This is a genomic window from Pectobacterium peruviense (genome assembly GCF_003312355.2).
Taxonomy (GTDB): domain Bacteria; phylum Pseudomonadota; class Gammaproteobacteria; order Enterobacterales; family Enterobacteriaceae; genus Pectobacterium; species Pectobacterium peruviense.
The window spans coordinates 4,681,116-4,705,538 of the sequence record NZ_CP161826.1; the positions used below are offsets into that span (position 1 = coordinate 4,681,116).

Consider the following 24,423-nt stretch of genomic DNA (forward strand, 5'->3'; position numbering starts at 1 on the left):
AATACCATCAACTTTTGTGCTTATTCAGCCGCTAATAAACGGCGAGTGGCATCCAGCAACACCTTGATGACGGTGGTTTCGGCCAGCTTCATGGTCGCCGCATCTGGAATTTCCTGCTGAGTACGGTTCACGATCACACCCGCGATCATGCCCGCTTTTAACCCTTGGCTGGCACACATGGTCAGCAACGTGGCTGATTCCATTTCATAGTTCAGCACACCCATGCTCTGCCACTCTTCCATCGAACCGCGGAAGCGACGTACCACGCGTCCAGAGAAGGTGTCATAACGTTCTTGACCAGGATAGAACGTATCGGAAGATGCCGTGATGCCTACGTGCAATGCCGCACCCGACGCCTTCGCCGCGTCCACCAGCGCAGTGGTACAACCGAAATCAGCAACGGCTGGGAACTCCATCGGCGCAAAGTGCAAGCTCGCACCGTCAAGACGGACGGCTGCGGTAGTGACCAGTACATCACCCACATTGATGCCGGACTGAATCGCCCCCGTCGTGCCAACACGCAGGAAAGTACGAATACCGAGCTGTGCCAATTCTTCTACCGCGATTGACGTTGACGGCCCACCAATACCTGTCGAGCAGACAATCACCGCTTTGCCGTCCAGCTCAGCACGCCAGGATGTAAATTCACGGTGTGATGCCAGATGTACCGGGTTATCCATCAGGCGAGCAATTTTTTCAACACGCTCAGGATCGCCGGGCACGATAGCCAGCGTTGCGCCCTGTAAATCGTTCTTAACCAGACCAAGATGGAACACATCAGATGTAGACATAACTGCCTCCCGGGCAATCAGTTGGGTATTCAGAGAAATCGTGCCGAACGCCTCATCTATGCTGCTTGTCGCAGTCTGTAAGCGTCCGTCCAGTAAAAGACTTTAGCGCATCATTACGTTTTTTTAAGTGACGAGAGTCACCTACAAAAAAGAAACGGACATTAACATACATAAAAAATGTGACTTGAATCACTCTTTATCGAGTGGGAAATTCATTTTTGCCGATTAATTGTCTTCTAGTGTAGATTCTTTAATCATTGATAGTATTTATCATCGATGTTCTGAAATCCCTCTTTATATGAAAGCCAGCTGGCTGGTAACAGGAGAGCGCGTAATGAAGACTGATGAACAGACGACCTTCAAACATCTTCCACAAGGGTTATCCCCAGCAGTGGAACCGCAGAGTTTCTCCATCATTACGACGGATTCTGTCGGTATCATTGCCAGTGAAACCACCATTCCTTCTCAGGGGGAGCAGCTACCCGCGTATATCGCCAGACCGGCGAACCATGACGGGCCCTTCCCTATTGTCCTGGTGGTGCAGGAGATTTTCGGCGTTCATCAACATATTAGGGATGTTTGCCGCAGGCTGGCTAAGCAGGGCTATATGGCGATTGCGCCAGAGCTGTATTTTCGTCAGGGCGACCCCAGCCAATATAACGACATTCAGCAAATCCTGACCGAGCTGGTGCATAAGGTTCCTGACTCGCAGGTGCTGTCCGATCTCGATCACACCGCCAACTGGGCGATTAAACAGGGCGGCGACGCCAGTAAGCTGGCGATAACGGGATTTTGTTGGGGCGGGCGCATCACCTGGCTCTACGCCGCGCATAATCCGCAGCTCAAAGCCGCCGTTGCCTGGTACGGCAAATTTACCGGTGAGAAAACGCTGAATAGCCCCAAACATCCTGTCGATATCGCAACAGAATTGGAAGCGCCTGTGCTGGGGTTATACGGCGCGAAAGACGGGAGTATTCCGCTAGAACAAGTGGATATCATGCGGCAGGCGCTGCGTGCAGCCAACGCGACGGCAGAAATTATTGTCTACCCTGATGCCGGGCATGCTTTCCATGCCGATTATCGCCCTAGCTACCATGAAGAATCCGCTCGTGACGGCTGGCAACGTATGCTGGCGTGGTTTCAGAAAAACGGTGTGGCGTAACACCATCGCACGTTTTCGTTCTTACCTACGATCTAAAACGCCACCGAACAACGGTGGCGTTTGTGTTTCAGCGTTTTACAAAGCCAACCTTAGAACGTCGTCCAGTCACCGTTGTTACCCTGATCTTTCGCCGCTGCTGGCGCTAAGGACAGCGCTGGCGTACGCGTTGGTGCTGATGCGTAAGAAGTGGTTTTGCCGTTGCCATACGACAGCAGTTTAAATGTGCTCACCGCTTCCGCCAGAACAGAGGCTTGTGCTTGCAGGGAAAGTGCCGCCGAGGCCGATTCTTCAACCAGAGCCGCATTCTGCTGGGTCGTAGTATCAATTTGCCCAACCGCCAGGTTCATCTGGTTAATCCCGTCGCTCTGTTCGCGGCTGGCCTGCGAGATTTCGCTGATGATCTCATTCACATCCCGCACGTAGCCCGTTAAGCCGCTCATCGTTTCTTCGGCGTTATCCACCAGCGACATCCCTTCCTGAATTTTGCTCACGGAGTCGTCGATCAAATCTTTAATCTCACGAGCGGCTGTCGCACTGCGCTGTGCCAGAGAACGAACTTCCCCCGCCACCACCGCAAAACCACGCCCTTGCTCGCCTGCACGCGCCGCCTCAACCGCTGCGTTAAGCGCCAGAATATTGGTCTGGAAGGCAATGCCGTCAATCACGCCAATGATCTCAGCCATACGCTGGGATGAATCACGTATCCCACGCATTTTCTGCGTGACGGAAACCATGACGTCACCGCTTTGCTTAGCAGCACCAGAGGCTTTGTTCGCAATGTCTGTCGCCTGCTGCGTGTTTTCCGCCGTATTTTTAATGGTAGAGGTCAGCTGCTCCATTGAAGCTGCCGTTTCTTCCAGTGAGCTGGCCTGCTCTTCGGTGCGCGATGACAGATCCTGATTACCTGCGGCGATCTGCGAGGCCGCGCTTGAGATCGTTTCCGCCCCGTCACGCACCTGCCCGACAATCGTACTCAGGCTCGTGTTCATGTGGTCCAACGATTGCAGCAGCAATCCCGTTTCATCTTTGCTGGTAACAGTGATACGAGAGGTCAGGTCGCCCTGCGCCACTCTATCTGCCACTTGCAAAGCCTGCTGTATCGGTCGGGTTACGCTGCGCGTGATCGACCACGCAATCAACGCCCCAAATACGGCACCCAGTGCTAAAATCAGCAACAGAATCATGCGGGTATTACTGTATACCTCTGCCATAGCTTCAACGGAGGTGTCCATCGCATCATCTTGGTAATTCACTAATTGCTTCACTGCATCACGGTACTGTCGCTGTACCACGTTCAGATTATTGTTGAACTCCTCGATCGCCGCTTCCCGATTGCCCGCCACGACTTCGCTAATGATTTTGTCGCCAGATTTCAGAAACTCGGTACGAATCGCGCGGATAGCACGTAGCTGGGTGACCGAACGTTCTTCAACGGTTTGGCTTTCTAGCTTGTCCAGCAGACGACCAATTTCCTGACGGAACTCATTCACACGCGTGACGTTTGTCTGAATTTGCACCTGATCAGAGACCAGCATGAGTCGCTGATAAGCCACCAAAATGCTGGTGACATTATCGATGAGATTATTGGCATCTACCGTCTGTGGATAGACATCTTTCACGATACTTCTGGCACCATCCTGAAAGCTGGATAGCTTAGACAGGGAAAAAATACTCACGACGAACAACATCACAATCAGGATGGCAAATCCCGCTCCCAATCGATAGCCAATACGCCAGTTTGCTAAATTCATGTCTCACTCCTTTTAGGTAATGCATAGCAATATCAATTGCGCACATGTCGCAGCTTGTGGAACCACAGGGCGGAGAATGGCTGGCTATCTGAAGGAAAAAGCGGTTTCCCTCTGACGCACCAGAGATACCTTTAGGCAAGCATTTTTACGCACGCTCTCAGCATGAGAGGCGCGATCAAAAATCAAATAGTTTCCCTCAGATGTTGAGGTGTAAAAGTGGCAATAAATCTAACAGTAGTACAAATACGGTTGATAAGACCGCAGAGACGTTATCGAGGTGAGATGATGACCTTCCCTCTCCGTATTCGTGCATCCATAGCCGTTCCTGTGTTATTCATTTTATCGGCAACTTGTTTCTTATCTTTACAATTTGATCGTTTAAATCATTCAAAAATAGATAATAAATAGATTTTAACTATCAGAAATCAAGTTTCGATCGGAAAAATCACAGATTAATCCACCAATAATTAACATTAATAACGTCTCAATTACATAAAAGGATAGTCAGACATGTTTGATATTAAAAATAAAGAGACGAGAATTTTTCTTAAAAAAGGACAACAGGCTGAATAAGAAGAGGAAAAGCCGTCTTTACTCTATCTATCGAAATAACAGAACCAGGGAGGCACTGCCCCCCTGCAGGAATAGACGGCACGTTGCAACACGGCCAAATTATTACGGTAAGTTTACGCTTTCTTCGCCCCCATCAGCGCTAGAGACAGCGTTGGCGTGCTCATCGGCATCGGCGCATAAGAACTGGCGCTATCGTGGCTATAAGACTGTATTTTAAACGCGCTCACCGCCTCTGCCAGAACAGAAGCCTGCGATTGCAGCGACAGAGCCGCAGAAGCGGATTCCTCAACCAGAGCCGCGTTTTGCTGGGTCGTGGTATCAATCTGTCCAATCGCCAGATTCATCTGGTTAATCCCATCGCTCTGTTCACGGCTGGCTTGTGAAATCTCACTGATAATGCCGTGTACGTCCTTCACGTGAGCCGTTAATCCACCCATTGTTTCTTCAGCAGTATCGACAAGATCCATACCTTCGCGAATTTTGCTCACGGAATCGTCGATTAAGTCCTTGATCTCCCGTGCGGCAGTCGCACTACGCTGTGCCAGTGAACGCACTTCCCCCGCCACTACTGCAAAACCACGCCCTTGTTCGCCCGCACGTGCCGCCTCAACCGCCGCATTCAGTGCCAGAATATTGGTCTGGAACGCAATGCCGTCAATCACGCCAATGATCTCCGCCATACGCTGAGACGAATCACGTATCCCACGCATTTTCTGCGTCACAGAAAGCATGACATCACCGCTTTTTTGCGCAGCACCGGTGGCCTTATTGGCAATCTCCGTCGCCTGTTGGGTGTTTTCCGCCGTGTTTTTAATGGTGGATGCCAACTGCTCCATCGAGGCTGCCGTTTCTTCTAGCGAACTGGCCTGTTCCTCTGTGCGCGATGACAGATCCTGATTCCCTGCCGTGATTTGCGATGCCGCCGTCGAAATCGTTTCCGCCCCATCACGCACCTGGCCGACAATAGAGCTCAGGCTGGTGTTCATACGATCCAACGATTGCAGCAGCAATCCGGTTTCATCCTTGCTGGTAACGGTGATGCGTGAGGTCAGGTCGCCCTGCGCCACTCGGTCTGCCACTTGCAAAGCCTGCTCGATTGGTCGGGTTACGCTGCGGGTAATCGCCCAGGCAATCAGCGCCCCAAATGCAGCGCCCATCGCCAAAATAATCAGTAAAATCATTCGGGTATTGTTATACACCTCGGCCATGGTCTCGACAGAATTATTCATCGCGTCATTTTGGTAATTCACCAACTGCTTCACCGACTCGCGGTATTTGCGTTGAATCACGTTCAGGTTGCTATTGAATTCTTCTACAGCGACGTCGTTATTACCCGCCAACGCATCACTAATAATTTTGTCACCGGACGTTATGAACTCGGCACGAAGCGCGCGGATAGTCACTACCTGTTTACGAGAAAGCTCTCCTGAGGCATTGCTTTCCAGATTATCAAGCAGGCGGCTAATCTCTTTGCGGTATGCCATGATCCGGTCGACATACCCCTGACGCTGCTCCTTACCGGACACCAGCATCATCTGCAAATAAGCGACAAAATGCCCATTCACGTTATCGATGAGGTCATTCGCATCCACCGTTTGTGGATAAACCTCTTTGACGATATCTCTGGCACCATCCTGAAAGCCGGACAGTTTAGAGAGAGAGAAAATACTCACGGTAAATAACATCAGAATCAAGATGGCAAATCCGCCGCCTAATCGATAGCCAATACGCCAATTCGCTAAATTCACATCTCACTCCTTTTAGGTAAAAAATAATAATGACTACTGCGCACAGCCACCGTCCGTTTAATAACGTCACGGAGTGGCAATTAATCGTTTTTTTTCGGGAAAACAAATATGCTTAATGGGTATATTTTAAATACCCACTAAGGAGTAATTGCAGGTGAACTTTCAACATAAGTAATACGTTAAAAAATACAGCAACCTCGATCGATGAGTACATCTTGAGCCGCCGCCATGCCGTTTACCTTATCGGCACAATGCTCACTAGCTTTATGGCGATGTCGATTAAACCCGCTGAATAATAGATATCTCGATAGCAGATAAATATTCATTTCTGGAAAATAACCGACCAGTTGATGCAGAAAAAAAGGGGGATAGCGCAGTTATTTTATTAAAGGAAAGACAATATAGTTAATTTTTAGGAAGGAAAAAAAATGAAGAGAGAAAATAATAAAAAATCGGGAGGAATGGGAAATAATGCGTATTTTATCTATTAGCAAGGCATAAAAGAATCAGGGAGGCGATACCTCCCTGATGTCATCAGCAATTAATATTACTGGGTTTTACGCAGACGCTGTGCTGCCTGAACCATATTTGCCAGAGCCTGACGCGTTTCCGGCCAGCCACGGGTTTTCAGACCGCAATCCGGGTTCACCCACAGGCGTTCAGCAGGAATACGCTGTGCCGCTTTCTTCAGCAGGGCTTCCATCCATTCCACGCTCGGAACGTTCGGGGAGTGGATATCATAAACGCCTGGACCGATTTCATTCGGATATTCGAACTCTTCAAACGACTCCAGCAACTCCATATCGGAGCGAGAGGTTTCAATCGTAATCACGTCCGCATCCAGCGCAGCAATAGAATCCATGATGTCGTTGAACTCGCAATAACACATGTGGGTATGGATCTGCGTATCGTCTTTCGCCACAGCGGCATTCAGACGGAAGGCATCCACTGCCCAGGCCAGATAAGCATCCCAATCCGAGCGGTGCAGCGGCAGACCTTCACGCAGCGCTGGTTCGTCAATCTGGATGATGCCAATGCCTGCGGCTTCCAAATCGGCAACTTCATCACGCAGCGCCAGCGCAATCTGCTTAGCGATGGTTTCACGTGTGACGTCTTCACGCGGGAAAGACCAGCACAGGATCGTCACCGGACCTGTCAGCATGCCTTTCATCGGCTTGTCAGTCAGAGACTGTGCGTATTTCGCCCATTCAACGGTGATTGCTTCTGGACGACTCACATCACCAATGATGACCGGCGGCTTCACGCAGCGAGAACCGTAGCTCTGCACCCAACCATTTTGGGTAAAGACAAACCCATCCAGATGCTCACCGAAGTACTCGACCATGTCGTTACGCTCGGCTTCACCGTGTACCAGCACGTCCAGACCCAGACGCTCTTGCTCAACCACGGCTTGCTTGATGTGTTCGGCAATACCGGTGCGGTAATTATTACCGTCCAGACGCCCCTGTTTGAAATCCAGACGCAGGCCGCGAATTTCGGTAGTTTGTGGGAAAGAACCAATCGTGGTCGTCGGCCATGCAGGCAGATTAAAGCGCTCGCGCTGAGCATCGGCACGCACCGAATACACGTTCTGGCGCTGACTGTCCTGTGCGGTGATGGCCTCCAGACGCTGCGCAACGGCCGTGTTATTCACACGAGTAGAGGTGCGGCGAGCGCGAATCGGTGCGCTGTAGGCTTCCAGTGCCTGACCGTTCCCGCTGTTCAGTGCCTGAGACAGCAGTGACAGTTCCGCGCATTTCTGAATCGCAAAGGCAAACCAGCTCTTCACTTCATCATCCAGACGGACTTCTACGCTCAGATCGATAGGGCTATGTAGCAGTGAGCATGAACTCCCCAGCCACAGATCGCGCGTCCCCACCAGCGGTTGTAAACGCTCGAACCAGCTGCTCAGATCAGCACGCCATACGTTACGCCCGTTAATCACACCCAGAGACAGTGTCCAGTTGGCCGGCAGTTGGGCGCTCAGCGTAGCGGCATCATCCTTACCGTGAACCAAGTCGATATGCAGCCCTTGAACCGGCAGCACTTTGATCGTTTCCAGATTCTGGCTAACGCTATCGAAATAGGTCGTCAGCAGCAGTTTCACCTGACCTTGCAGTGCATCGTAAGCCGGTTTAAACGCGGCCAGCCACTCTTGCGGCAGTTCCAGCGCCAGTGCAGGTTCATCGATCTGCACCCACTCAATGCCGCGCTTCGCCAATTCAGCCAGCACCTGCTGGTAAACCGGCAGAATGTCCTGCAACAGCGACAGACGGTCAAACTGCTCGCCTTTCACTTTGCCCAACCACAGGTAGGTAACTGGGCCTAGCAGAACAGGTTTAATTTTATGACCCAGTGCCAGCGCTTCATCGACTTCATCCAGCAACTGCGTCCAGGTCAGCTTGAACTGCTGCCCTTTGGTGAATTCCGGCACCATGTAGTGATAGTTCGTGTTAAACCACTTGGTCATTTCTGCCGCAGCGGCAGGTTGACCGGTTGGTGCACGTCCACGGCCAATGCGGAACAGCGTGTCCAGATCGACAGAGCCGTCTTCATTCTGATGACGTGCAGGTACGTTACCCAGCAGCAGACTTGTCGTCAGCACATGGTCGTACCAGGCGAAATCACCCACTGGCAACAGATCAACGCCAGCATCCTTCTGTTGTTGCCAATGACGTGCACGCAACTCGCGTCCAACAGTCAGCAACTCTTCCTGTGTTGCGCTACCTGCCCAGTAGCTTTCCTGTGCTTTTTTCAGTTCACGGCGTAGTCCAACGCGCGGAAAACCCAGTGTGTGATTCACAATCGCCATCGTTAATTCCTCATTTAGCCGTCCAGATGTTTACACATCCATAATCCGCAGGTACTGTAGTAAGCACAAGCGCAATTTGTTCACTGTCACTGTGAAGGACTCTCATGATCGAATTTAAACACCTGCGAACGCTGCAAGCACTGCGCAATACAGGATCGTTAGCCGCCGCTGCCGCTGCACTTCATCAAACCCAATCGGCGTTATCCCACCAGTTCAGCGATCTGGAACAGCGCCTTGGGTTCAGGTTATTCGTGCGTAAAAGCCAACCGCTGCGCTTTACGCCTCAGGGAGAAATTCTGCTGCAGTTGGCAGAGCAGGTGTTACCGCAAATTCAGCAGGCGTTGCAGGCGTGCCATGAGCCGCACCAAACCATGCTGCGTCTGGCAATCGAGTGTCACAGCTGTATTCAGTGGCTGACGCCTGCGCTAGACGAATTTCACCAACACTGGCCGCAGGTGGTGATGGATTTTAAATCGGGTGTGACGTTCGATCCGCAGCCCGCACTCCAGCAAGGCGAGCTGGATCTGGTCATGACTTCGGACATTATGCCGCGCAGCGGTCTGCACTATTCGCCTCTGTTTGATTTTGAAGTCAGGCTGGTACTGGCTCCCGAACACCCACTGGCAAAAAAAGAAAAAATCGAACCGGAAGATTTCAGCACCGAAACCCTGATGATCTATCCGGTACAGCGGCAACGGCTGGACGTCTGGCGTCACTTTTTACAGCCAGCGGGCGTCAGCCCTGCGCTGAAAAGCGTGGATAATACGCTGCTGTTGATTCAGATGGTTGCCGCGCGTATGGGCATCGCCGCGCTACCGCACTGGGTGGTGGAAAGCTTTGAACGCCAAGGGCTAATTGTAACCAAATCGCTGGGGGATGGGCTTTGGAGCCGGTTGTACGCCGCTGTCCGCGACGGAGAGCAGCGCCAACCGGTCATTGATGCGTTTACTCGTTCGGCGCGTCAGCACGCTTGTGATCATTTGCCGTTCGTAAAGGACGCTTCACGACCCAATGCTGGTGTACCCACAGCGAGGACGTAATGATCGCCGTGCCCACGATAAAGCTCAGCCAGTCTGGCGTTTTGTGCCAGATGGCGAAGTTGACCAGTAGACCGGCTGGCACGTGGAAGTTATTCATTATGCTGAGCGTTCCGGCATCCACCTGAGTTGCGCCGTAGTTCCACATAAAATAACCAAGACCAGAAGCACCAATCCCCAGCCAGGCCAGCACGCCCCACTGCAAGGTTGTGGTGGGCAATTTACCCATATTGCCAAAGAGCAGCCATGCGGCTATCGTCACAATCGCAGCTCCCAGATAAAACCAGGAAAACGCGCAGTGCTGCGGCACAGGATGAATCTCCATCAGACGCTTATAACCAACCTGACCAGCGGCAAAACACACATTAGCCACCTGCACCAGCAGGAATCCCCACCAGAAGTGCTCGCTCACGCCGTGATAGTGGATCACCGCCGCCCCGAATACCGCCAGCAGCGCACTCATCGCGTAGCCCCAGCGCAGGCGCTGCCGAGCAAGCAGATCGTAAATCAGCGTAACGTACAGCGGCGTCATCACCGTGAAGAGTAAAAACTCAGGTACAGTCAGATACAGGTAAGCCTGGAACACGAACAGATACATGATCCCCAGTTGGCAAGCACCTACTAACATGTATAGGAAAATGACGCGCGGCGCGTAGCCCCGCCAACGTAAGAAGGGCAAAAACACCACTGCCGCCGCAGTCAGACGGAACATCGCAGAAAACCAGCTATCGACCTGACCCGCCAGATATTCGCCAATCAGGCTGAATGAAAATGCCCACAAAATAGTGGTGATAATAAGTAATGGCACGACAGCATCCACTGAGAAAAAAGTAGCGCCATTGTAGCGGAGATGGCTGAATGAATTTCAGTCAATGTGGTTTACATTGGGTTAAATAATGGACAACCAGAAAATAAACTCAACAATGAGGAGGCATGGCGTTAAATAACCTTTGCCAAGATAGCATTTGCGCCGATAAATATGTTTTATTACAGAAGAAATAGAGCCTCTTTTTATAAAATAAAAGAGGCTCAGTGACCTAAGAATTAAATCTGCCATCGGAACCAGGCAAAGAAAACATTGCCGTTATTGTATGTTCCGGGGATGTAAGTCGCCTGGAAAGAGAGTTTGCTGTAGCTTATTGACGCCAAAGGCAACAAGACGGGAATTGGAATATAGTTCCAGTTATCACGCATCGTGAAACCCGCCGTAAAGCCTAGGCCCAGTTGGAAATCCTGATCGCTGGTTGGCCGCCAACGCTTTTCATAGCCGTAGCCACCGATAGGCTCCCATTTGTTATAGGAGTCTTTAAACGCCATGATATAAAGCCCGTGCCAGTCCCCGTCCTTATCTAAACGGGAAACGCCGTAACCCGCGCCCCACGGCCTTTCATTATATCTATCGGTCTTTTCTTTATCGTATGTCCAGCGGTTATGCCAGGTGATGGTCGGGATATAGATATCGTGGCTCTGTGGCGAATTCCAGGTCGTAGATAGATTATTTTTACTTTTCTGCCACCAGCTTTCCTCATGCTTATCCGATGCCGAATCCTTGGCATCAGCCGCAGCGGGTGCGAGATTCGTCGTGCTGCTCGTATTATTTATCCCCACATTATTTATGCTTTCTGCTGCGTAGCTTAAAAAAGGAACAACGGGTAGTGTAATCAAACTTGACGTGATTAAAATTCGCTTCAAATACATATAAGGTTCTCTGTAACAGCGTCACGATTCCATTCAAACAAAAGTGATCCGAACAAAACTATTCTGATCGTTACCAGAATATATAGTTCAACTTACGTAATCTGCCTATATAAACGGGGAAATCAAAGCAGCCTATTATGAAGGGATAAACAGCAACTGTGGCTAAATAGATGGTAAGTTCAGAGATGCTTTCAGACGTTTCCTAGCCGAAATAACAAAAAACCACCTTATTTCTCGGTGGTTTATATTCTGATGGAGATAAAATGCCGGCCTCCATCTCAGCTTGAATAGCGTGAATCGTTAACGCCGCAGGGTCAAATACCGTCGCCGTATTCAAAGCCACGGTTGATACCGTTGAAATACTGATCCATATCCATGGCGGGCTTGTCACTTTCCGGACGACCGACGATACGGGCCGGAACCCCTGCCGCCGTCGTGTGTGGGGGAACAGATTGCAATACGACAGAACCAGCGCCAATTTTCGCGCCGCAGCCTACCTCAATATTCCCCAGGATTTTAGCGCCTGCGCCAATCATCACGCCTTCACGAATTTTAGGGTGACGATCGCCGCTGGTTTTGCCCGTACCGCCCAGCGTAACGGATTGCAGAATGGAGACGTCATTTTCAACCACAGCTGTTTCGCCGATCACAATGCCTGTTGCGTGATCGAGCATGATCCCACAGCCGATTCTCGCAGCCGGGTGAATATCGACACCAAAAGAAACTGAGATCTGATTCTGGAAATAGACCGCCAACGCTTTGCGATCCTGAGACCAAAGCCAGTGGCCAATGCGGTAAGCCTGTAATGCATGAAACCCTTTCAGGTAGAGCAGCGGCGTAGAGTATTTATCCACCGCCGGATCGCGCAGGCAGACGGCCTGAATATCGCGCGCAGCAGAGACAATCATCTGTGGATCGGCACTGTAGGCTTCTTCAACCACCTCACGAATAGCAATCGCAGGCATAATCGAATTGGCTAACTTATTCGCCAACATGTAGCTCAGTGCGCTACCCAAATTCTCGTGCTTCAGCAATGTGGCGTGAAAAAAGCTGGCCAACATCGGTTCACAGTCTGCGAGACTGCGCGCTTCTGCTTTGATATTGGTCCAGACCAGTGCCAGTTCTTCTGTCGACATTGCCTTACTCTCCGAGATACCACACATCACAACGTATATCTGTTCCAAACAACAGGCTTGTTAGCCCGCCGCTCGTACACAAGAAAATGAAGATACTATGGGCCTCCAAGATTAGGAAGCCCAGCATAGAACGACGTGTTTTATAAATTGGCGGTTTCGTCTTTACGCGTGCGCCCCAACAGGCTCAGCGCCGCTTCTCGAGCATCTTTCCCACAATACAGAACCTGCCAAAGTTGCTCCGTAATTGGCATTTCAACGCCGTAGCGCTGCGCTAATGCCAATACTTCTTTCGTATTGCGGTATCCTTCAACAACCTGACCAATGCTATCCTGTGCGCTCTGCACATCCATTCCCTGCCCCAGCATCATGCCAAAGCGTCGGTTACGGGACTGATTATCAGTACAGGTCAGCACCAGATCGCCAAGCCCAGCCATCCCCATGAAGGTAGTAGGATCCGCGCCCAGCGCAGCACCAAGCCGGGTCATTTCTGCCAGCCCGCGAGTGATCAATGCGGTACGTGCATTAGCACCAAACCCAATGCCGTCAGACATCCCGGCACCGATGGCAATGACGTTTTTCACCGCTCCGCCCAACTGCACACCGATAAAATCCGGGTTGCTGTAAACACGGAAGCTCTTCCCGCAATGCAATAGCCGTTGCAGGTCATCAGCAAATTCACTGTCCGTTGATGCAAGCGCAATAGCCGTCGGCATACCGGCCGCTAATTCTTTGGCAAATGTAGGGCCAGATACCACCGCTAGCGGGATGGTTTCACCCAACGCTTCGCGTGCGACATCCTGCAACAGACGCCCGGTTTCCGCTTCCAGCCCTTTGGTCGCCCACACGATGCGTGCATCGGCACGCAAATGGGGTTTCAACTGACGCAAAACATCACCGAATACATGGCTCGGCACGACAACCAGCACGTTTCTGCTGGCAGCGAGCGCCTGCGCCAGATTCGTTTCCAACTGTAGCGAATCGGGGAAAGGAACATCAGGCAGGAATGCCTGATTACAGCGAGCGGCCTGTAACGCCTGAATGTGCGTAGGGTTGTGACCCCACAACACGACTCGATGGCCATTACGCGCCAGCGTAATGGCCAATGCGGTGCCGTATGAACCGGCACCGATGACGGTCATGGAAGCGTCAGACGCGTTCATCAGGCATCCTGATGCTGCGCAGCGCCTTCACCTTCACCCTCGGTCTGCTGCTGCAGGTAATTCATGAACAGCGCATCAAAGTTAACCGGAGCCAGGTTCAATTGCGGGAAGGTACCGCGAGAAACCAAGCTGGTGATGCACTCACGCGCGTAAGGGAACAGAATGTTCGGGCAGTAAGCACCCAGGCAGTGCGCCAATTGAGTCCCTTCAATACCGCCAACGGTAAAGATACCACCTTGCTGAACTTCACACAGAAATGCAGTTTCTTCACCCAGAGAAGCCGTTACGGTCACACGCAGTACGACTTCATAGATGTCATCAGCCAGTTGGCTAGAAGCCGTATCCAGATCCAGTTTAACTTCCGGCTGCCATTCCTGTTGGAACACCTGAGGCGCTTTCGGCGCTTCAAAAGAGATATCTTTGGTGTAGATACGTTGGATTTGGAAAGCCATTTCTGTGTTGTTTTGTTCAGACATGTTAAGTAATACCCTTTTGTTAGATTTTTTGACGTCTTCCGTCGTCATGAGTAGGCGGACGTCAGCACATTTTTGTCATTGTCGTACTGCAATCAGCCTGTCGGTTATCCTGCGAAGTCGTGGCCATTTTGGCTGTGAATGACTTACTGCACATGGCACGATGCGGATAGTTTTACCACAAACCGTTTTATTTGCCGCGGACTAAAGGCAGATTCTCACCGCTCCAGCCAGCCAGACCATCTTTCAGTACTTGCACACGCTCAAAACCGGCTTTGTGCAAATTATCGGCCGCTTCACGTGAAGAGAGACCGTTGGCGCAGACCACGATAATCGGCTGCGACTTATGTTTTTCAAGCTCACCTACGCTGCCGTTTTTAATGTCGATCGGCAACAGGTTAAATGCGCTGGCAATATGGCCACGGCGATAATCGTCACGGTTACGGATATCAACGACGACAGCATCTTCTTTATTAATCAGTCGGATCGCTTCACCACGAACCACTTCTTTCACGTTCGACAGTTTACTCTTCACAGTAAGTACAATTACCGCAACCAACAGCGCAACCCAGGCGATGCTTAAAATAGGGTTCTTGCTAACGAATGGCATAATCTCTTGCATGGGGTGTAACGGCTCCCGGATCAGTTAAGCAACAAAAATATAAGTTTCCTGAGTATACCTGCGCGATACGGCAATTACAGCCAGTAAGCCAATATAGCGTATCGAATCTGCGGCACGCTTTCCATTTATCTATTATTGACACGCATAGACGCGTGCCTTTGTGCCATGCTTGTCACGTCTGGAAATAGAAATCAGACAAGAGACAACTGGTAAGCCGCTGTTCATCGTGGAATAATTTATCGATATGAGTAAAAACGCGTTATTTGTACAGAGTCGAGTGGTATGTAGCGCCGATCGCCAGTTATCTGCATTACAAAGGCTGCTCACCCGCTGCGCCAGCGCGCTCTGCGTTGGCGTTTTGCTGTTGCCCGCGCTCAGCCAGGCGGAAGATAATCAGGCACAGCTTAAGACCCTGCAACAAGATATCGCCGCGAAAGAAAAAAGCGTTCAAGCGCAACAAAAGCAGCGCAGTACATTAGTTCAGCAGTTGAAGAAGCAGGAGCAGTCTATCTCTCAGGCCAGTCGCCAACTGCATGAAACGCGCAATACGCTGTCCACGCTAAATAAAGAATTAACCAGCCTCAGCGCCTCTATCGCAAAACTGCAATCTCAGCAGCACAAGCAACAAACGCTCCTTTCTCGTCAGCTTGATGCCGCTTTCAGACAAGGACAGCACAGCGCACTGCAACTCATGCTCAGCGGAGAGGAAAGCCAGCGCAACGAGCGTATCCTCGCCTACTTTGGTTACCTGAATGAAGCACGACAGAAATCCATCAACGACTTGCAGCAAACCCGCGTAGAGCTGGCGGATCAACGACGTCAGTTAGAACAAAAACAGACGCAGCAAAAAACGCTGTTAAGTGACCAACAACAGCAACAGCAAACGCTGGAACAGGCGCAGTCCGATCGGAAGAAAACGCTGTCGACGCTGGAAAGTTCGCTGGAAAAAGATCAGCAGCAGTTGACGGAACTGCGCCAGAATGAAACCCGATTGCGCGATCAGATCGCCCGTGCCGAGCGAGAAGCAAAAGCTCGCGCTGAACGAGAAGCTCGCGAGGCTGCCAAGGTTCGCGCCAAAGAAGAGCAGGCCAAACGCAGTGGCAGTAGCTACAAACCGACTGAAGGTGAACGCTCACTTATGGCACGCACTGGCGGTTTAGGGCGGCCTTCAGGTCAAGCTATATGGCCAGTTAACGGCCGCATTGAGCACCGTTTCGGCGAGCCACTACAGGGTGAGCTACGTTGGAAAGGCTTGGTGATTACCGCACCGGAAGGAACGGAAGTGAAAGCTATCGCCGACGGTACCGTACTGATGGCCGACTGGCTACAGGGCTACGGGCTGGTCGTTGTTGTGCAGCATGGTAAAGGTGACATGAGCCTGTACGGCTATAACCAGAGCGCATTGGTTTCCGTTGGCGCTCAGGTCAAAGCCGGTCAATCCATTGCGCTGGTCGGCACCAGCGGCGGGCAGAGCCAGCCCGGACTGTATTTTGAAATCCGTCGTCAGGGTCAGGCGGTCAATCCACAACCTTGGCTGGGAAGATAGTCTTGTCTTATTTAACCAAAACACCGTTATTGGCATTGAGTCTGTTCGCACTTTCGCCTTTGGCACTGGCCGGAAAACTTTCTATCGTCATCGATGATTTCGGCTATCGCCCACATAATGAAAACCAGATTCTGGCGATGCCTACGGCGATTTCCGTCGCTGTATTACCTAACGCACCGTACGCCCGTGAAATGGCGACTAAAGCCCACCAGCAAGGGCGAGAAGTACTGATCCATCTGCCGATGGCACCGATGAGCAAGCAGCCGCTGGAGCGCGATACATTACGCCCAGACATGAGCAGCGATGAGATTCAGCGCATCATTCGCCAGTCGGTCAGTAACGTACCTTATGCCGTAGGGTTGAATAACCATATGGGCAGTGCGATGACAGCCAGCCTTCCCGGCATGCAAAAAGTCATGCAGGTACTCAGCGCCTACCAGCTCTATTTCCTTGATAGTATGACCATTGGCAGCAGCCAATCGAGTCAAGCCGCAGCAGGAACGGGCGTAAAAGTCATCAAACGCAAAGTCTTTCTGGATGATTCGCAAAACGAAGTCGAGATTCGTAAACAGTTTACCCGCGCGGTGCAGATTGCCCGCCGCAGCGGTTCCGCTATCGCTATTGGGCACCCGCATCCTTCCACTATCCGCGTCTTGCAGCAGATGCTGCCCACGCTGGATGCCGATATCGTCTTAGTGCGCCCTAGCCAGTTGCTGAATGAGCCTACGCAGCATTATGAGCCTCAGCCACAGAAGCCGACCAATCCGCGTAATCCGTTCCGCGGCATACCGCAATGTCAGGTCAAGCAGCTACCGGAATCGGTGAAGAACGATGTGTTCTTCAGATTAGTGAGTAGCAGCATTCGGGACAGCGCACCCGTGCTATTTATCAAACAACGCTGGCAGACTTGGATTGCCCCTGCCGACACCGAAACGCACAAGCAGCCGTAACTTCAGGCGCGTGTTCGCACGGGTTATCCACGGCAGGGTTATGTCTCGTCCCAATTGAGAATAACCTTGCCCGACTGACCCGAACGCATGGCATCGAACCCTTTTTGAAACTCATCAATGTGAAAGCGGTGGGTAATAATCGGTGACAAATCCAGTCCGGACTGAATCAGCGCCGACATTTTGTACCACGTTTCGAACATTTCCCGTCCGTAGATACCTTTGATAAACAATCCCTTAAAAATCACCTCGCCCCAGTCAATCGACATCGGCTCATGCGGAATGCCCAGCATGGCAATGCGTCCACCATGGTTCATCGCTTTCAACATCGTACGAAAAGCCGATGGCGCGCCCGACATCTCTAATCCGATATCAAACCCTTCGGTCATGCCCAGTTCCATCATCACATCAGCCAGCTTTTCATCTACCACATTGACGGCACGCGTTGCCCCCATTTTACTAGCCAGCTCCAGACGGTACGCATTCACATCGGTAATCACGACATTCCTTGCACCAACGTGACGGCACACCGCCGCCGCCATCATGCCTATCGGCCCTGCCCCGGCAATCAACACATCTTCCCCGACTAAATCGAAGGAAAGTGCGGTATGCACGGCGTTACCAAAAGGGTCGAAGATGGCGGCCAACTCGTCAGAAATATTGTCGGGAATGCGAAATGCATTGTAGGCAGGAATCACCAGATATTCCGCGAATGAACCGGGACGGTTTACCCCGACGCCGATGGCGTTGCGGCATAAGTGACGTCTCCCAGCACGACAGTTGCGGCAGTAACCACAGGTAATATGTCCCTCGCCAGAAACCCGGTCGCCAATATGAAAACCGTTAACCTCCTGACCAATTGCGACAATTTCACCCACGTACTCATGCCCGACAACCATCGGCACGGGAATGGTTTTCTGCGACCACTCGTCCCAGTTATAGATATGCACATCCGTTCCGCAAATCGCGCTTTTGCGGATTTTAATCATGATGTCGTTATGCCCAAGCTCTGGCGTGGGGGCATCCATCATCCAGATACCTTCTTCCGGCCGCAGTTTTGCCAATGCTTTCATGACAGTTTCCTCAGATGATCACACCCAGACGCTTGCCCACGCGGATAAAAGCCTCGACGACGAATTGGATTTGCTGCGGCGTATGGGCTGCTGACATTTGAGTACGAATACGCGCCTGACCAAGGGGAACAACAGGATAGAAAAAGCCTGCCACATAAACGCCTTCCCGCTGTAGCGCCTGCGCAAAATCCTGCGCCAGCTGTGCCTCGCCCAGCATCACAGGAATAATGGCATGATCGGCACCCGCCAGCGTGAACCCTGCCGCAGTCATCTTTTCACGAAACAGGCGAGCATTTTTCCACAGGCGATCGCGTCGCTCTCCGCCATGTTCCAGTAGATCAAGCACCTTGAGCGATGCGGTGACAATGGCAGGCGCGAGAGAGTTGGAAAACAGATAGGGACGAGAGCGCTGGCGCAGCCAGTCGATCACCTCGCGTTTGCCCGCCGTATAACCGCCCGATGCGCCACCCAGCGCCTTGCCTAACGTGCCAGTGATGATATCGACGCGATCCATCACCCCGCAGTGTTCATGCGTTCCGCGCCCTTGTTCGCCCACAAACCCCACCGCATGGGAATCATCAACCATCACTAACGCATCATAACGATCCGCTAGGTCGCAAATTCCCTTCAAGTCTGCAATCACGCCATCCATCGAGAAAACGCCGTCGGTGGCAATCATGATATGTTTCGCCCCTTCCGCTCTGGCCAGTTGCAACTGCGCTTCCAGTTGGCTCATGTCGTTATTGGCGTAACGATAGCGTCGCGCCTTCGATAGCCGAATTCCGTCGATGATCGAGGCGTGGTTAAGCGCATCGGAAATAATCGCATCCTCTGGTCCCATCAGCGTTTCAAATAACCCGCCGTTGGCATCAAAGCAGGAGGAATAGAGAATCACATCCTCCATCCCCAGAAAACCCGCCAGCTTACGCTCCAACTGTTTATGGATATCCTGTGTTCCACAGATAAAGCGCACCGATGCCATGCCGAAACCGTGGCTATCCAATCCGGCTTTTGCCGCGGCAATCAACTCGGGGTTGTCCGCCAAACCAAGATAATTATTGGCACAGAAATTGAGCAGACGGTCGCTGTCCGTCACCTCGATCTCAGCCTGCTGCGCAGAGGTAATAATTCGCTCTTCCTTAAACACGCCTTCGGTGCGTGCAGCCATGATTTGTGTAGTAAGTTGTTGATAAAAAGCGGCAGGCATAGCGACCATCTCCCATAAAAAGATTGCTTTATGGTTTTTAAGCTAGCGGATATGGGCAGAAATGCGGGGGAAACAGTCTGAAAATGCAGGCTTCGTCACGACCTGAATCATCTTAAAAAGGTTGGGGCAACACGGGATAAATTAACCTCTGGCTGCTTGCGGTAAAATGAAATGCTATTATAGCGGTCATAAACAGTGTGGGGCGCGGTGCCTCACCGGCAAGATTAACAAAGGTCGCATCCATGATTATCGTTACTGGCGGTGCCGGTTTTATCGGCAGCAATATCGTAAAATCTCTGAATGACATCGGCTACCGGGACATTCTGGTTGTCGATAACCTGAAAGACGGCACCAAGTTCGTCAATCTGGTCGATCTGGACATAGCAGATTACGTGGATAAGGAAGATTTCGTCGCCAGCATCGTTGCGGGTGACGATCTGGGCGATATCGAGGCCGTATTCCATGAAGGTGCCTGCTCCTCCACCACCGAGTGGGATGGCAAATACATGATGGATAACAACTATCAGTATTCCAAAGATGTGCTGCACTACTGCCTCGATCGCAGTATTCCGTTCCTGTATGCCTCTTCGGCCGCGACCTACGGCGGTCGTAACGATAACTTCATCGAAGACCGCCAATACGAGCAGCCTCTGAACGTCTATGGCTACTCCAAGTTCCTGTTCGATCAGTACGTGCGTGAGATTCTGCCGGAAGCGGAATCGCAGATCTGCGGCTTCCGCTATTTCAACGTCTATGGACCGCGCGAAGGGCACAAAGGCAGCATGGCAAGCGTCGCGTTCCACCTGAACAACCAGATTAATCAGGGTGAAAATCCGAAGCTGTTCTCCGGTAGCGAGAGCTTCAAACGTGACTTCATCTACGTCGGTGATGTCGCGGCCGTCAACCTGTGGTTCTGGCAAAACGGTGTTTCCGGCATCTTCAACTGCGGTACTGGTCGCGCCGAATCCTTCCAGGCTGTCGCGGACGCCACACAGGCCTTCCATAATAAAGGCGGCGTGGAATACATCGAATTCCCTGAGAAGCTGAAAGGCCGCTATCAGGCCTATACGCAGGCCGACCTCACCAACTTGCGGGCCGCGGGCTACGATAAGCCGTTCAAAACCGTCGCCGAAGGCGTAGCGGAATATATGACCTGGCTGAACCGTACCGTTTAATCGGATAAGGATTTATAAGCGGTATGAAAATTTTGGTCATCGGCCCTTCCTGGGTCGGCGATATGATGATGTCGCACAGCCTTTATCGCACATTGAAGGCTGAACACCCGGAAGCGGTCATTGACGTGATGGCACCAGCTTGGTGCCGTCCGCTGCTAGCACGGATGCCGGAAGTCAATCAGGCGTTAGCCATGCCGCTAGGTCACGGTGCACTGGAGCTGGGCGAGCGTCGTCGCCTTGGCGTCTCGCTGCGCGATGCGGGTTATGACCGCGCTTACGTGCTACCCAATTCCTTCAAATCAGCGCTAGTGCCGTTCTTTGCCAACATTCCGCAGCGCACAGGCTGGCGCGGCGAAATGCGTTACGGACTGTTGAACGACTTACGCGTGCTGGATAAAGCCGCATTCCCGCTGATGGTTCAGCGCTATACCGCGTTAGCCTATGACCGCAGCCGTATCCATCGTGCCGAGGATCTGCCACAGCCGTTGCTTTGGCCACAGTTACAGGTTAATCAGGCCGAAATTGCGGACATGACGCAGGCTTTTAACTTCAGCAATGAACGCCCCCTCATCGGTTTTTGCCCCGGTGCCGAATTTGGCCCCGCCAAACGCTGGCCGCATTATCACTATGCTGCATTGGCACAATCACTGATTGAGCGCGGCTATCAGATAGCGTTGTTCGGTTCCGCCAATGATCGTTCGGCTTGTGACGATATTCTTCAGGGATTGACGGAAGACGCCCGACAGCATTGTTCCAATCTGGCGGGGAAAACCTCGCTGGAACAGGCAGTGGTACTCATTGCCGCCTGCCACGCTGTCGTCAGCAACGATTCTGGGCTTATGCACGTTGCTGCGGCACTTCATCGTCCGCTGGTCGCACTTTACGGTCCGAGCAGCCCTGACTTTACCCCGCCGCTGTCCCATCAGGCCGAGGTGATTCGCCTGATTACCGGTTATCACCGGGTACGCAAAGGGGATGCTGAGCAAGGTTATCACCAGAGTTTGATCGACATTCAGCCCGAACGCGTACTCAGCGCACTGGATAAGTATCTCATTCCGGGAGCAGACGCATGAGAGTGCTGATCGTGAAAACGTCGTCAATGGGCGATGTGCTGCACACCTTGCCAGCCTTGACCGACGCAATGCAAGCTATTCCCGGTATCCAGTTCGACTGGGTGGTTGAAGAAGGTTTCGCGCAAGTTCCAAGCTGGCACCCAGCGGTTTCTCGCGTAATTCCCGTCGCAATACGCCGCTGGCGCAAAAGCTGGTTCAGCACCCCGATACGTCAGGAGCGTGCAGAATTCACACGCCAGCTACGCCAGTATCGCTATGATGCGGTTATTGATGCGCAAGGGCTGATTAAAAGCGCGCTGCTGGTGACGCGACTCGCCAACGGAAAGAAGCACGGATTGGATTGCAAAAGCGCGCGTGAGCCGCTGGCCAGCTGGTTTTATAACTACCGCCACCCAATAAGCCGTCGGCAGCATGCCGTCGAGCGCGTACGCGAGCTGTTTGCTGCGAGTCTGGGCTATAGAAAACCTACCGAACGCGGCGATTATGCGATTGCCCAGCGGTTCCTTTCTCAGCCGCCCGAAGACACCAACCGCTATCTGGTGTTTCTCCACGCCACGACGCGTGATGAAAAGCACTGGCCGGAAGCGCACTGGCGTGAACTGATTGCGCTATTGGCATCAAGTGGACTACGCATCAAGCTTCCCTGGGGAGCAGAACATGAGCACCAGCGCGCATTACGGTTGGCGGAAGGCTTCCCCCACGTTGACGTCTTACCGCGTCTGACGTTGCAACAGGTCGCAGAGGTACTCGCGGGTGCCAAGGCCGTTATTTCCGTCGATACTGGGCTTAGCCACCTGACGGCGGCACTGGATCGCCCGAATATCACCTTATACGGCCCCACCGACCCAGGGCTGATTGGCGGCTATGGGATGAACCAAGTGGTAGAAATGTCCGAAAGCCAGAAAATGGAGACAATTCCCGCTAACCTCGTCCATCAGAAATTAGAAATGCTGATATACCCTAAATAATTCGAGTTTCAGGAAGGCGGCAAGGGAAGGAATCCCGATGAGCTTACAAAAGTAAGTGATTCGGGTGAGTGAACGCGGCCAACGCATATGCAACTTGAAGTATGACGGGTATAGAATTACCTGCAATCAGGCGAGTAATATCGCTCCCGACTGTGAACAAATACATGCTCAATGAATTAAGGTACGAACTGGGAAAAGCGCCCAGTATAAGTGCGACTATCGCACTGAAAGCGATTTTCCCAGGCTGTTTACTCACATTAGCTATTATGCCATTTAGTAGCATTATTGCCGGGTGGCTTTTTTATCTCACGGGTTCACTATCTGTTTTCTATGTGGTGACACACTTAAGAACAGTAATAGCCGCTAAGCGGTTATTAATGATTCCGTTTTGCCTGCTGGCTATCGGCTTAACCAATCTCATTTGGTATCACCACTATTATCAACCCGATAGCCTTTTACCTTATGTATATAACGCCTACAGGACATCCGCCCATGCCGGTATTCTGGGTGCATTCATCCTGCTGACAGTCCTGCATATCTCGCAAAAAAATCAGCGACAGCCACTCTTCTACATCATCGCAATCTGTGCTTTCGCGCTGAGCTACGCGTTCTATCAGTCATTATTCAGTGGAATGCACCGTATTGGATTAGTATTTGGTACCGCAACGAGCGCGGCCTATTTTCTTACCTTCATCGGTGCTTTAAGTGCACAGGCACTGCTTAAGCTCAATTCTGCTTATAAATATTACCTCTATCTGGGGCATTTTCTGCTAGTGACTGTCGCTATTTTACTAACAGAAACACGGGCAGCCATACTCGTCTATCCTATTGTTGGTGCGACCATTTTATTGTCAGAAGTCAGGCACAGTAAGTCGCTATTTATAAAAGCATTAGTCGGATCATCGGCCACGCTTCTCCTGTGCTTATTCCTTTTTCAGGAGACGATTCATCAGCGTATTAACGATCTGATTAATGACGTACACAGCTATAGTATGAATAACAGCAGAACCTCGGTTGGTGCACGAATCGCGATGTATCAATCAGGTATCGAAGCCGGGGAAGACGCGTTATTGGGGCAGTCCGCCGAACAGCGCGCAGAGCGAATCGTTGCACAAGCAGAACAAAAACCGAACTTAGCGGGTGCCGTTGAATTTTTGAATGTTCATCTGCATAACGAAGTGATTGATGCCTTCTCCCTTAAGGGATTACCGGGAGCAATATTGCTTGTGTTGCTCTATGCCTCTTTATTTTATTTTTCATTTTTTGTTCTACGCAGCCACCTCTCTGCTGCGCTGCTTTTTGCTCTGCTGATGTATGGACTTAGCGATGTCATTCTCTATTCACGAGACATGCTTATCGCGTGGCTTATGGCGTTTTGCCTCGGCACAACGCTGACCGGAAAATGGCTAAAGAATTAGCCCTGTTATAATTAGCGTATGGCAGTAGCATTTACCTCTGTGAGAGGGATGTG

The 24,423-nt window shown here is 51.6% G+C and carries 20 protein-coding genes; 8 read left to right on the plus strand and 12 right to left on the minus strand.

What is annotated here, in order from left to right:
- Positions 1-20: 20 nt before the first annotated feature.
- Positions 21-791, minus strand: a complete 771-nt coding sequence (udp, locus tag DUT67_RS21100) for a uridine phosphorylase (RefSeq protein WP_015842159.1) — start codon at positions 789-791, stop codon at positions 21-23.
- 334 nt (positions 792-1,125) lie between these two features.
- Here udp and DUT67_RS21105 point away from each other — a divergent pair, with 334 nt between their 5' ends.
- Positions 1,126-1,953: a dienelactone hydrolase family protein gene (locus tag DUT67_RS21105; RefSeq protein WP_113625944.1), complete on the plus strand. Its 828-nt coding sequence runs from the start codon at positions 1,126-1,128 to the stop codon at positions 1,951-1,953.
- Between the two features lie 89 nt (positions 1,954-2,042).
- Here the strand turns inward: DUT67_RS21105 and DUT67_RS21110 are convergent, their stop codons facing one another.
- From DUT67_RS21110 to metE, 3 genes are all read right to left on the minus strand, one after another.
- Positions 2,043-3,704 carry a methyl-accepting chemotaxis protein gene (locus tag DUT67_RS21110; RefSeq protein ID WP_113632413.1) on the minus strand — a complete coding sequence of 554 codons (1,662 nt, stop codon included), beginning with the start codon at positions 3,702-3,704 and terminating at the stop codon, positions 2,043-2,045.
- A 686-nt stretch (positions 3,705-4,390) separates the two neighbouring features.
- On the minus strand, positions 4,391-6,025 hold the full coding sequence (locus DUT67_RS21115; RefSeq protein ID WP_048258252.1) for a methyl-accepting chemotaxis protein: 1,635 nt from the start codon (positions 6,023-6,025) through the stop codon (positions 4,391-4,393).
- Between the two features lie 547 nt (positions 6,026-6,572).
- Positions 6,573-8,837: a 5-methyltetrahydropteroyltriglutamate--homocysteine S-methyltransferase gene (gene metE, locus DUT67_RS21120; RefSeq protein WP_113632414.1), complete on the minus strand. Its 2,265-nt coding sequence runs from the start codon at positions 8,835-8,837 to the stop codon at positions 6,573-6,575.
- Positions 8,838-8,941: 104 nt separating this feature from the next.
- Between metE and metR the strand changes: the two genes are divergently transcribed.
- Positions 8,942-9,877 (plus strand): HTH-type transcriptional regulator MetR, encoded by a 936-nt coding sequence (gene metR / locus DUT67_RS21125; protein WP_113625947.1) that lies wholly within the window; start codon positions 8,942-8,944, stop codon positions 9,875-9,877.
- Here metR and DUT67_RS21130 read toward each other — a convergent pair.
- The 6 genes from DUT67_RS21130 to DUT67_RS21155 form a co-directional block, all read right to left on the minus strand.
- A complete protein-coding gene (locus DUT67_RS21130; RefSeq protein WP_113632463.1) occupies positions 9,783-10,682 on the minus strand; it encodes a carboxylate/amino acid/amine transporter in 900 nt (299 codons plus the stop codon). The two genes, metR and DUT67_RS21130, sit on opposite strands and share 95 nt — an antisense overlap.
- A gap of 236 nt (positions 10,683-10,918) precedes the next feature.
- Complete coding sequence (gene pagP / locus DUT67_RS21135) at positions 10,919-11,572, minus strand: lipid IV(A) palmitoyltransferase PagP (protein ID WP_113632415.1); 654 nt, start codon at positions 11,570-11,572, stop codon at positions 10,919-10,921.
- Between the two features lie 314 nt (positions 11,573-11,886).
- Entirely contained in the window at positions 11,887-12,708 is an 822-nt protein-coding gene (gene cysE, locus DUT67_RS21140; protein ID WP_048258247.1) for a serine O-acetyltransferase, read from the minus strand.
- Positions 12,709-12,848: 140 nt separating this feature from the next.
- Positions 12,849-13,868, minus strand: coding sequence for an NAD(P)H-dependent glycerol-3-phosphate dehydrogenase (gene gpsA, locus DUT67_RS21145; protein ID WP_048258246.1), 1,020 nt, complete (start codon positions 13,866-13,868; stop codon positions 12,849-12,851).
- Positions 13,868-14,344, minus strand: coding sequence for a protein-export chaperone SecB (gene secB / locus DUT67_RS21150; protein WP_011091811.1), 477 nt, complete (start codon positions 14,342-14,344; stop codon positions 13,868-13,870). Before secB ends, gpsA begins: the two co-directional genes overlap by 1 nt.
- Before the next feature lie 187 nt (positions 14,345-14,531).
- Positions 14,532-14,963, minus strand: coding sequence for a rhodanese-like domain-containing protein (locus DUT67_RS21155; protein ID WP_048258245.1), 432 nt, complete (start codon positions 14,961-14,963; stop codon positions 14,532-14,534).
- Positions 14,964-15,207: 244 nt separating this feature from the next.
- Here DUT67_RS21155 and envC point away from each other — a divergent pair, with 244 nt between their 5' ends.
- Together envC and DUT67_RS21165 are read left to right on the plus strand one after the other, a co-directional pair.
- On the plus strand, positions 15,208-16,509 hold the full coding sequence (envC, locus tag DUT67_RS21160) for a murein hydrolase activator EnvC (protein ID WP_113625950.1): 1,302 nt from the start codon (positions 15,208-15,210) through the stop codon (positions 16,507-16,509).
- 2 nt (positions 16,510-16,511) lie between these two features.
- The gene (locus tag DUT67_RS21165) at positions 16,512-17,459 is read left to right on the plus strand and encodes a divergent polysaccharide deacetylase family protein (protein WP_113625951.1); all 948 of its coding nucleotides are present in this window, start codon (positions 16,512-16,514) and stop codon (positions 17,457-17,459) included.
- 38 nt (positions 17,460-17,497) lie between these two features.
- On the opposite strand, the gene tdh is transcribed toward DUT67_RS21165, so the two are convergent.
- Positions 17,498-18,529 carry an L-threonine 3-dehydrogenase gene (gene tdh, locus DUT67_RS21170; protein WP_113625952.1) on the minus strand — a complete coding sequence of 344 codons (1,032 nt, stop codon included), beginning with the start codon at positions 18,527-18,529 and terminating at the stop codon, positions 17,498-17,500.
- Positions 18,530-18,539: 10 nt separating this feature from the next.
- Positions 18,540-19,736 carry a glycine C-acetyltransferase gene (locus DUT67_RS21175; protein ID WP_113632416.1) on the minus strand — a complete coding sequence of 399 codons (1,197 nt, stop codon included), beginning with the start codon at positions 19,734-19,736 and terminating at the stop codon, positions 18,540-18,542.
- Positions 19,737-19,978: 242 nt separating this feature from the next.
- On the opposite strand from DUT67_RS21175, the gene rfaD reads away from it, so the two are divergent.
- From rfaD to DUT67_RS21195, 4 genes are all read left to right on the plus strand, one after another.
- Positions 19,979-20,911, plus strand: a complete 933-nt coding sequence (gene rfaD / locus DUT67_RS21180) for an ADP-glyceromanno-heptose 6-epimerase (RefSeq protein WP_113632417.1) — start codon at positions 19,979-19,981, stop codon at positions 20,909-20,911.
- Between the two features lie 23 nt (positions 20,912-20,934).
- On the plus strand, positions 20,935-21,984 hold the full coding sequence (gene rfaF, locus DUT67_RS21185; protein ID WP_113632418.1) for an ADP-heptose--LPS heptosyltransferase RfaF: 1,050 nt from the start codon (positions 20,935-20,937) through the stop codon (positions 21,982-21,984).
- Positions 21,981-22,952, plus strand: coding sequence for a lipopolysaccharide heptosyltransferase RfaC (gene rfaC, locus DUT67_RS21190; RefSeq protein WP_113632419.1), 972 nt, complete (start codon positions 21,981-21,983; stop codon positions 22,950-22,952). Before rfaF ends, rfaC begins: the two co-directional genes overlap by 4 nt.
- Before the next feature lie 164 nt (positions 22,953-23,116).
- Positions 23,117-24,370 carry an O-antigen ligase gene (locus DUT67_RS21195; RefSeq protein WP_189339518.1) on the plus strand — a complete coding sequence of 418 codons (1,254 nt, stop codon included), beginning with the start codon at positions 23,117-23,119 and terminating at the stop codon, positions 24,368-24,370.
- Positions 24,371-24,423: the final 53 nt, after the last annotated feature.

Excerpts from the sequence above, each read along its gene's own strand:
- udp (WP_015842159.1), bottom strand. The coding sequence starts at position 791 with ATGTCTACATCTGATGTGTTCCATCTTGGTCTGGTTAAGAACGATTTA.
- DUT67_RS21105 (WP_113625944.1), top strand. The coding sequence starts at position 1,126 with ATGAAGACTGATGAACAGACGACCTTCAAACATCTTCCACAAGGGTTA.
- DUT67_RS21110 (WP_113632413.1), bottom strand. The coding sequence starts at position 3,704 with ATGAATTTAGCAAACTGGCGTATTGGCTATCGATTGGGAGCGGGATTT.
- metE (WP_113632414.1), bottom strand. The coding sequence starts at position 8,837 with ATGGCGATTGTGAATCACACACTGGGTTTTCCGCGCGTTGGACTACGC.
- metR (WP_113625947.1), top strand. The coding sequence starts at position 8,942 with ATGATCGAATTTAAACACCTGCGAACGCTGCAAGCACTGCGCAATACA.
- pagP (WP_113632415.1), bottom strand. The coding sequence starts at position 11,572 with ATGTATTTGAAGCGAATTTTAATCACGTCAAGTTTGATTACACTACCC.
- cysE (WP_048258247.1), bottom strand. The coding sequence starts at position 12,708 with ATGTCGACAGAAGAACTGGCACTGGTCTGGACCAATATCAAAGCAGAA.
- gpsA (WP_048258246.1), bottom strand. The coding sequence starts at position 13,868 with ATGAACGCGTCTGACGCTTCCATGACCGTCATCGGTGCCGGTTCATAC.
- secB (WP_011091811.1), bottom strand. The coding sequence starts at position 14,344 with ATGTCTGAACAAAACAACACAGAAATGGCTTTCCAAATCCAACGTATC.
- DUT67_RS21155 (WP_048258245.1), bottom strand. The coding sequence starts at position 14,963 with ATGCAAGAGATTATGCCATTCGTTAGCAAGAACCCTATTTTAAGCATC.
- envC (WP_113625950.1), top strand. The coding sequence starts at position 15,208 with ATGAGTAAAAACGCGTTATTTGTACAGAGTCGAGTGGTATGTAGCGCC.
- tdh (WP_113625952.1), bottom strand. The coding sequence starts at position 18,529 with ATGAAAGCATTGGCAAAACTGCGGCCGGAAGAAGGTATCTGGATGATG.
- DUT67_RS21175 (WP_113632416.1), bottom strand. The coding sequence starts at position 19,736 with ATGCCTGCCGCTTTTTATCAACAACTTACTACACAAATCATGGCTGCA.
- rfaD (WP_113632417.1), top strand. The coding sequence starts at position 19,979 with ATGATTATCGTTACTGGCGGTGCCGGTTTTATCGGCAGCAATATCGTA.
- rfaF (WP_113632418.1), top strand. The coding sequence starts at position 20,935 with ATGAAAATTTTGGTCATCGGCCCTTCCTGGGTCGGCGATATGATGATG.
- rfaC (WP_113632419.1), top strand. The coding sequence starts at position 21,981 with ATGAGAGTGCTGATCGTGAAAACGTCGTCAATGGGCGATGTGCTGCAC.
- DUT67_RS21195 (WP_189339518.1), top strand. The coding sequence starts at position 23,117 with ATGCTCAATGAATTAAGGTACGAACTGGGAAAAGCGCCCAGTATAAGT.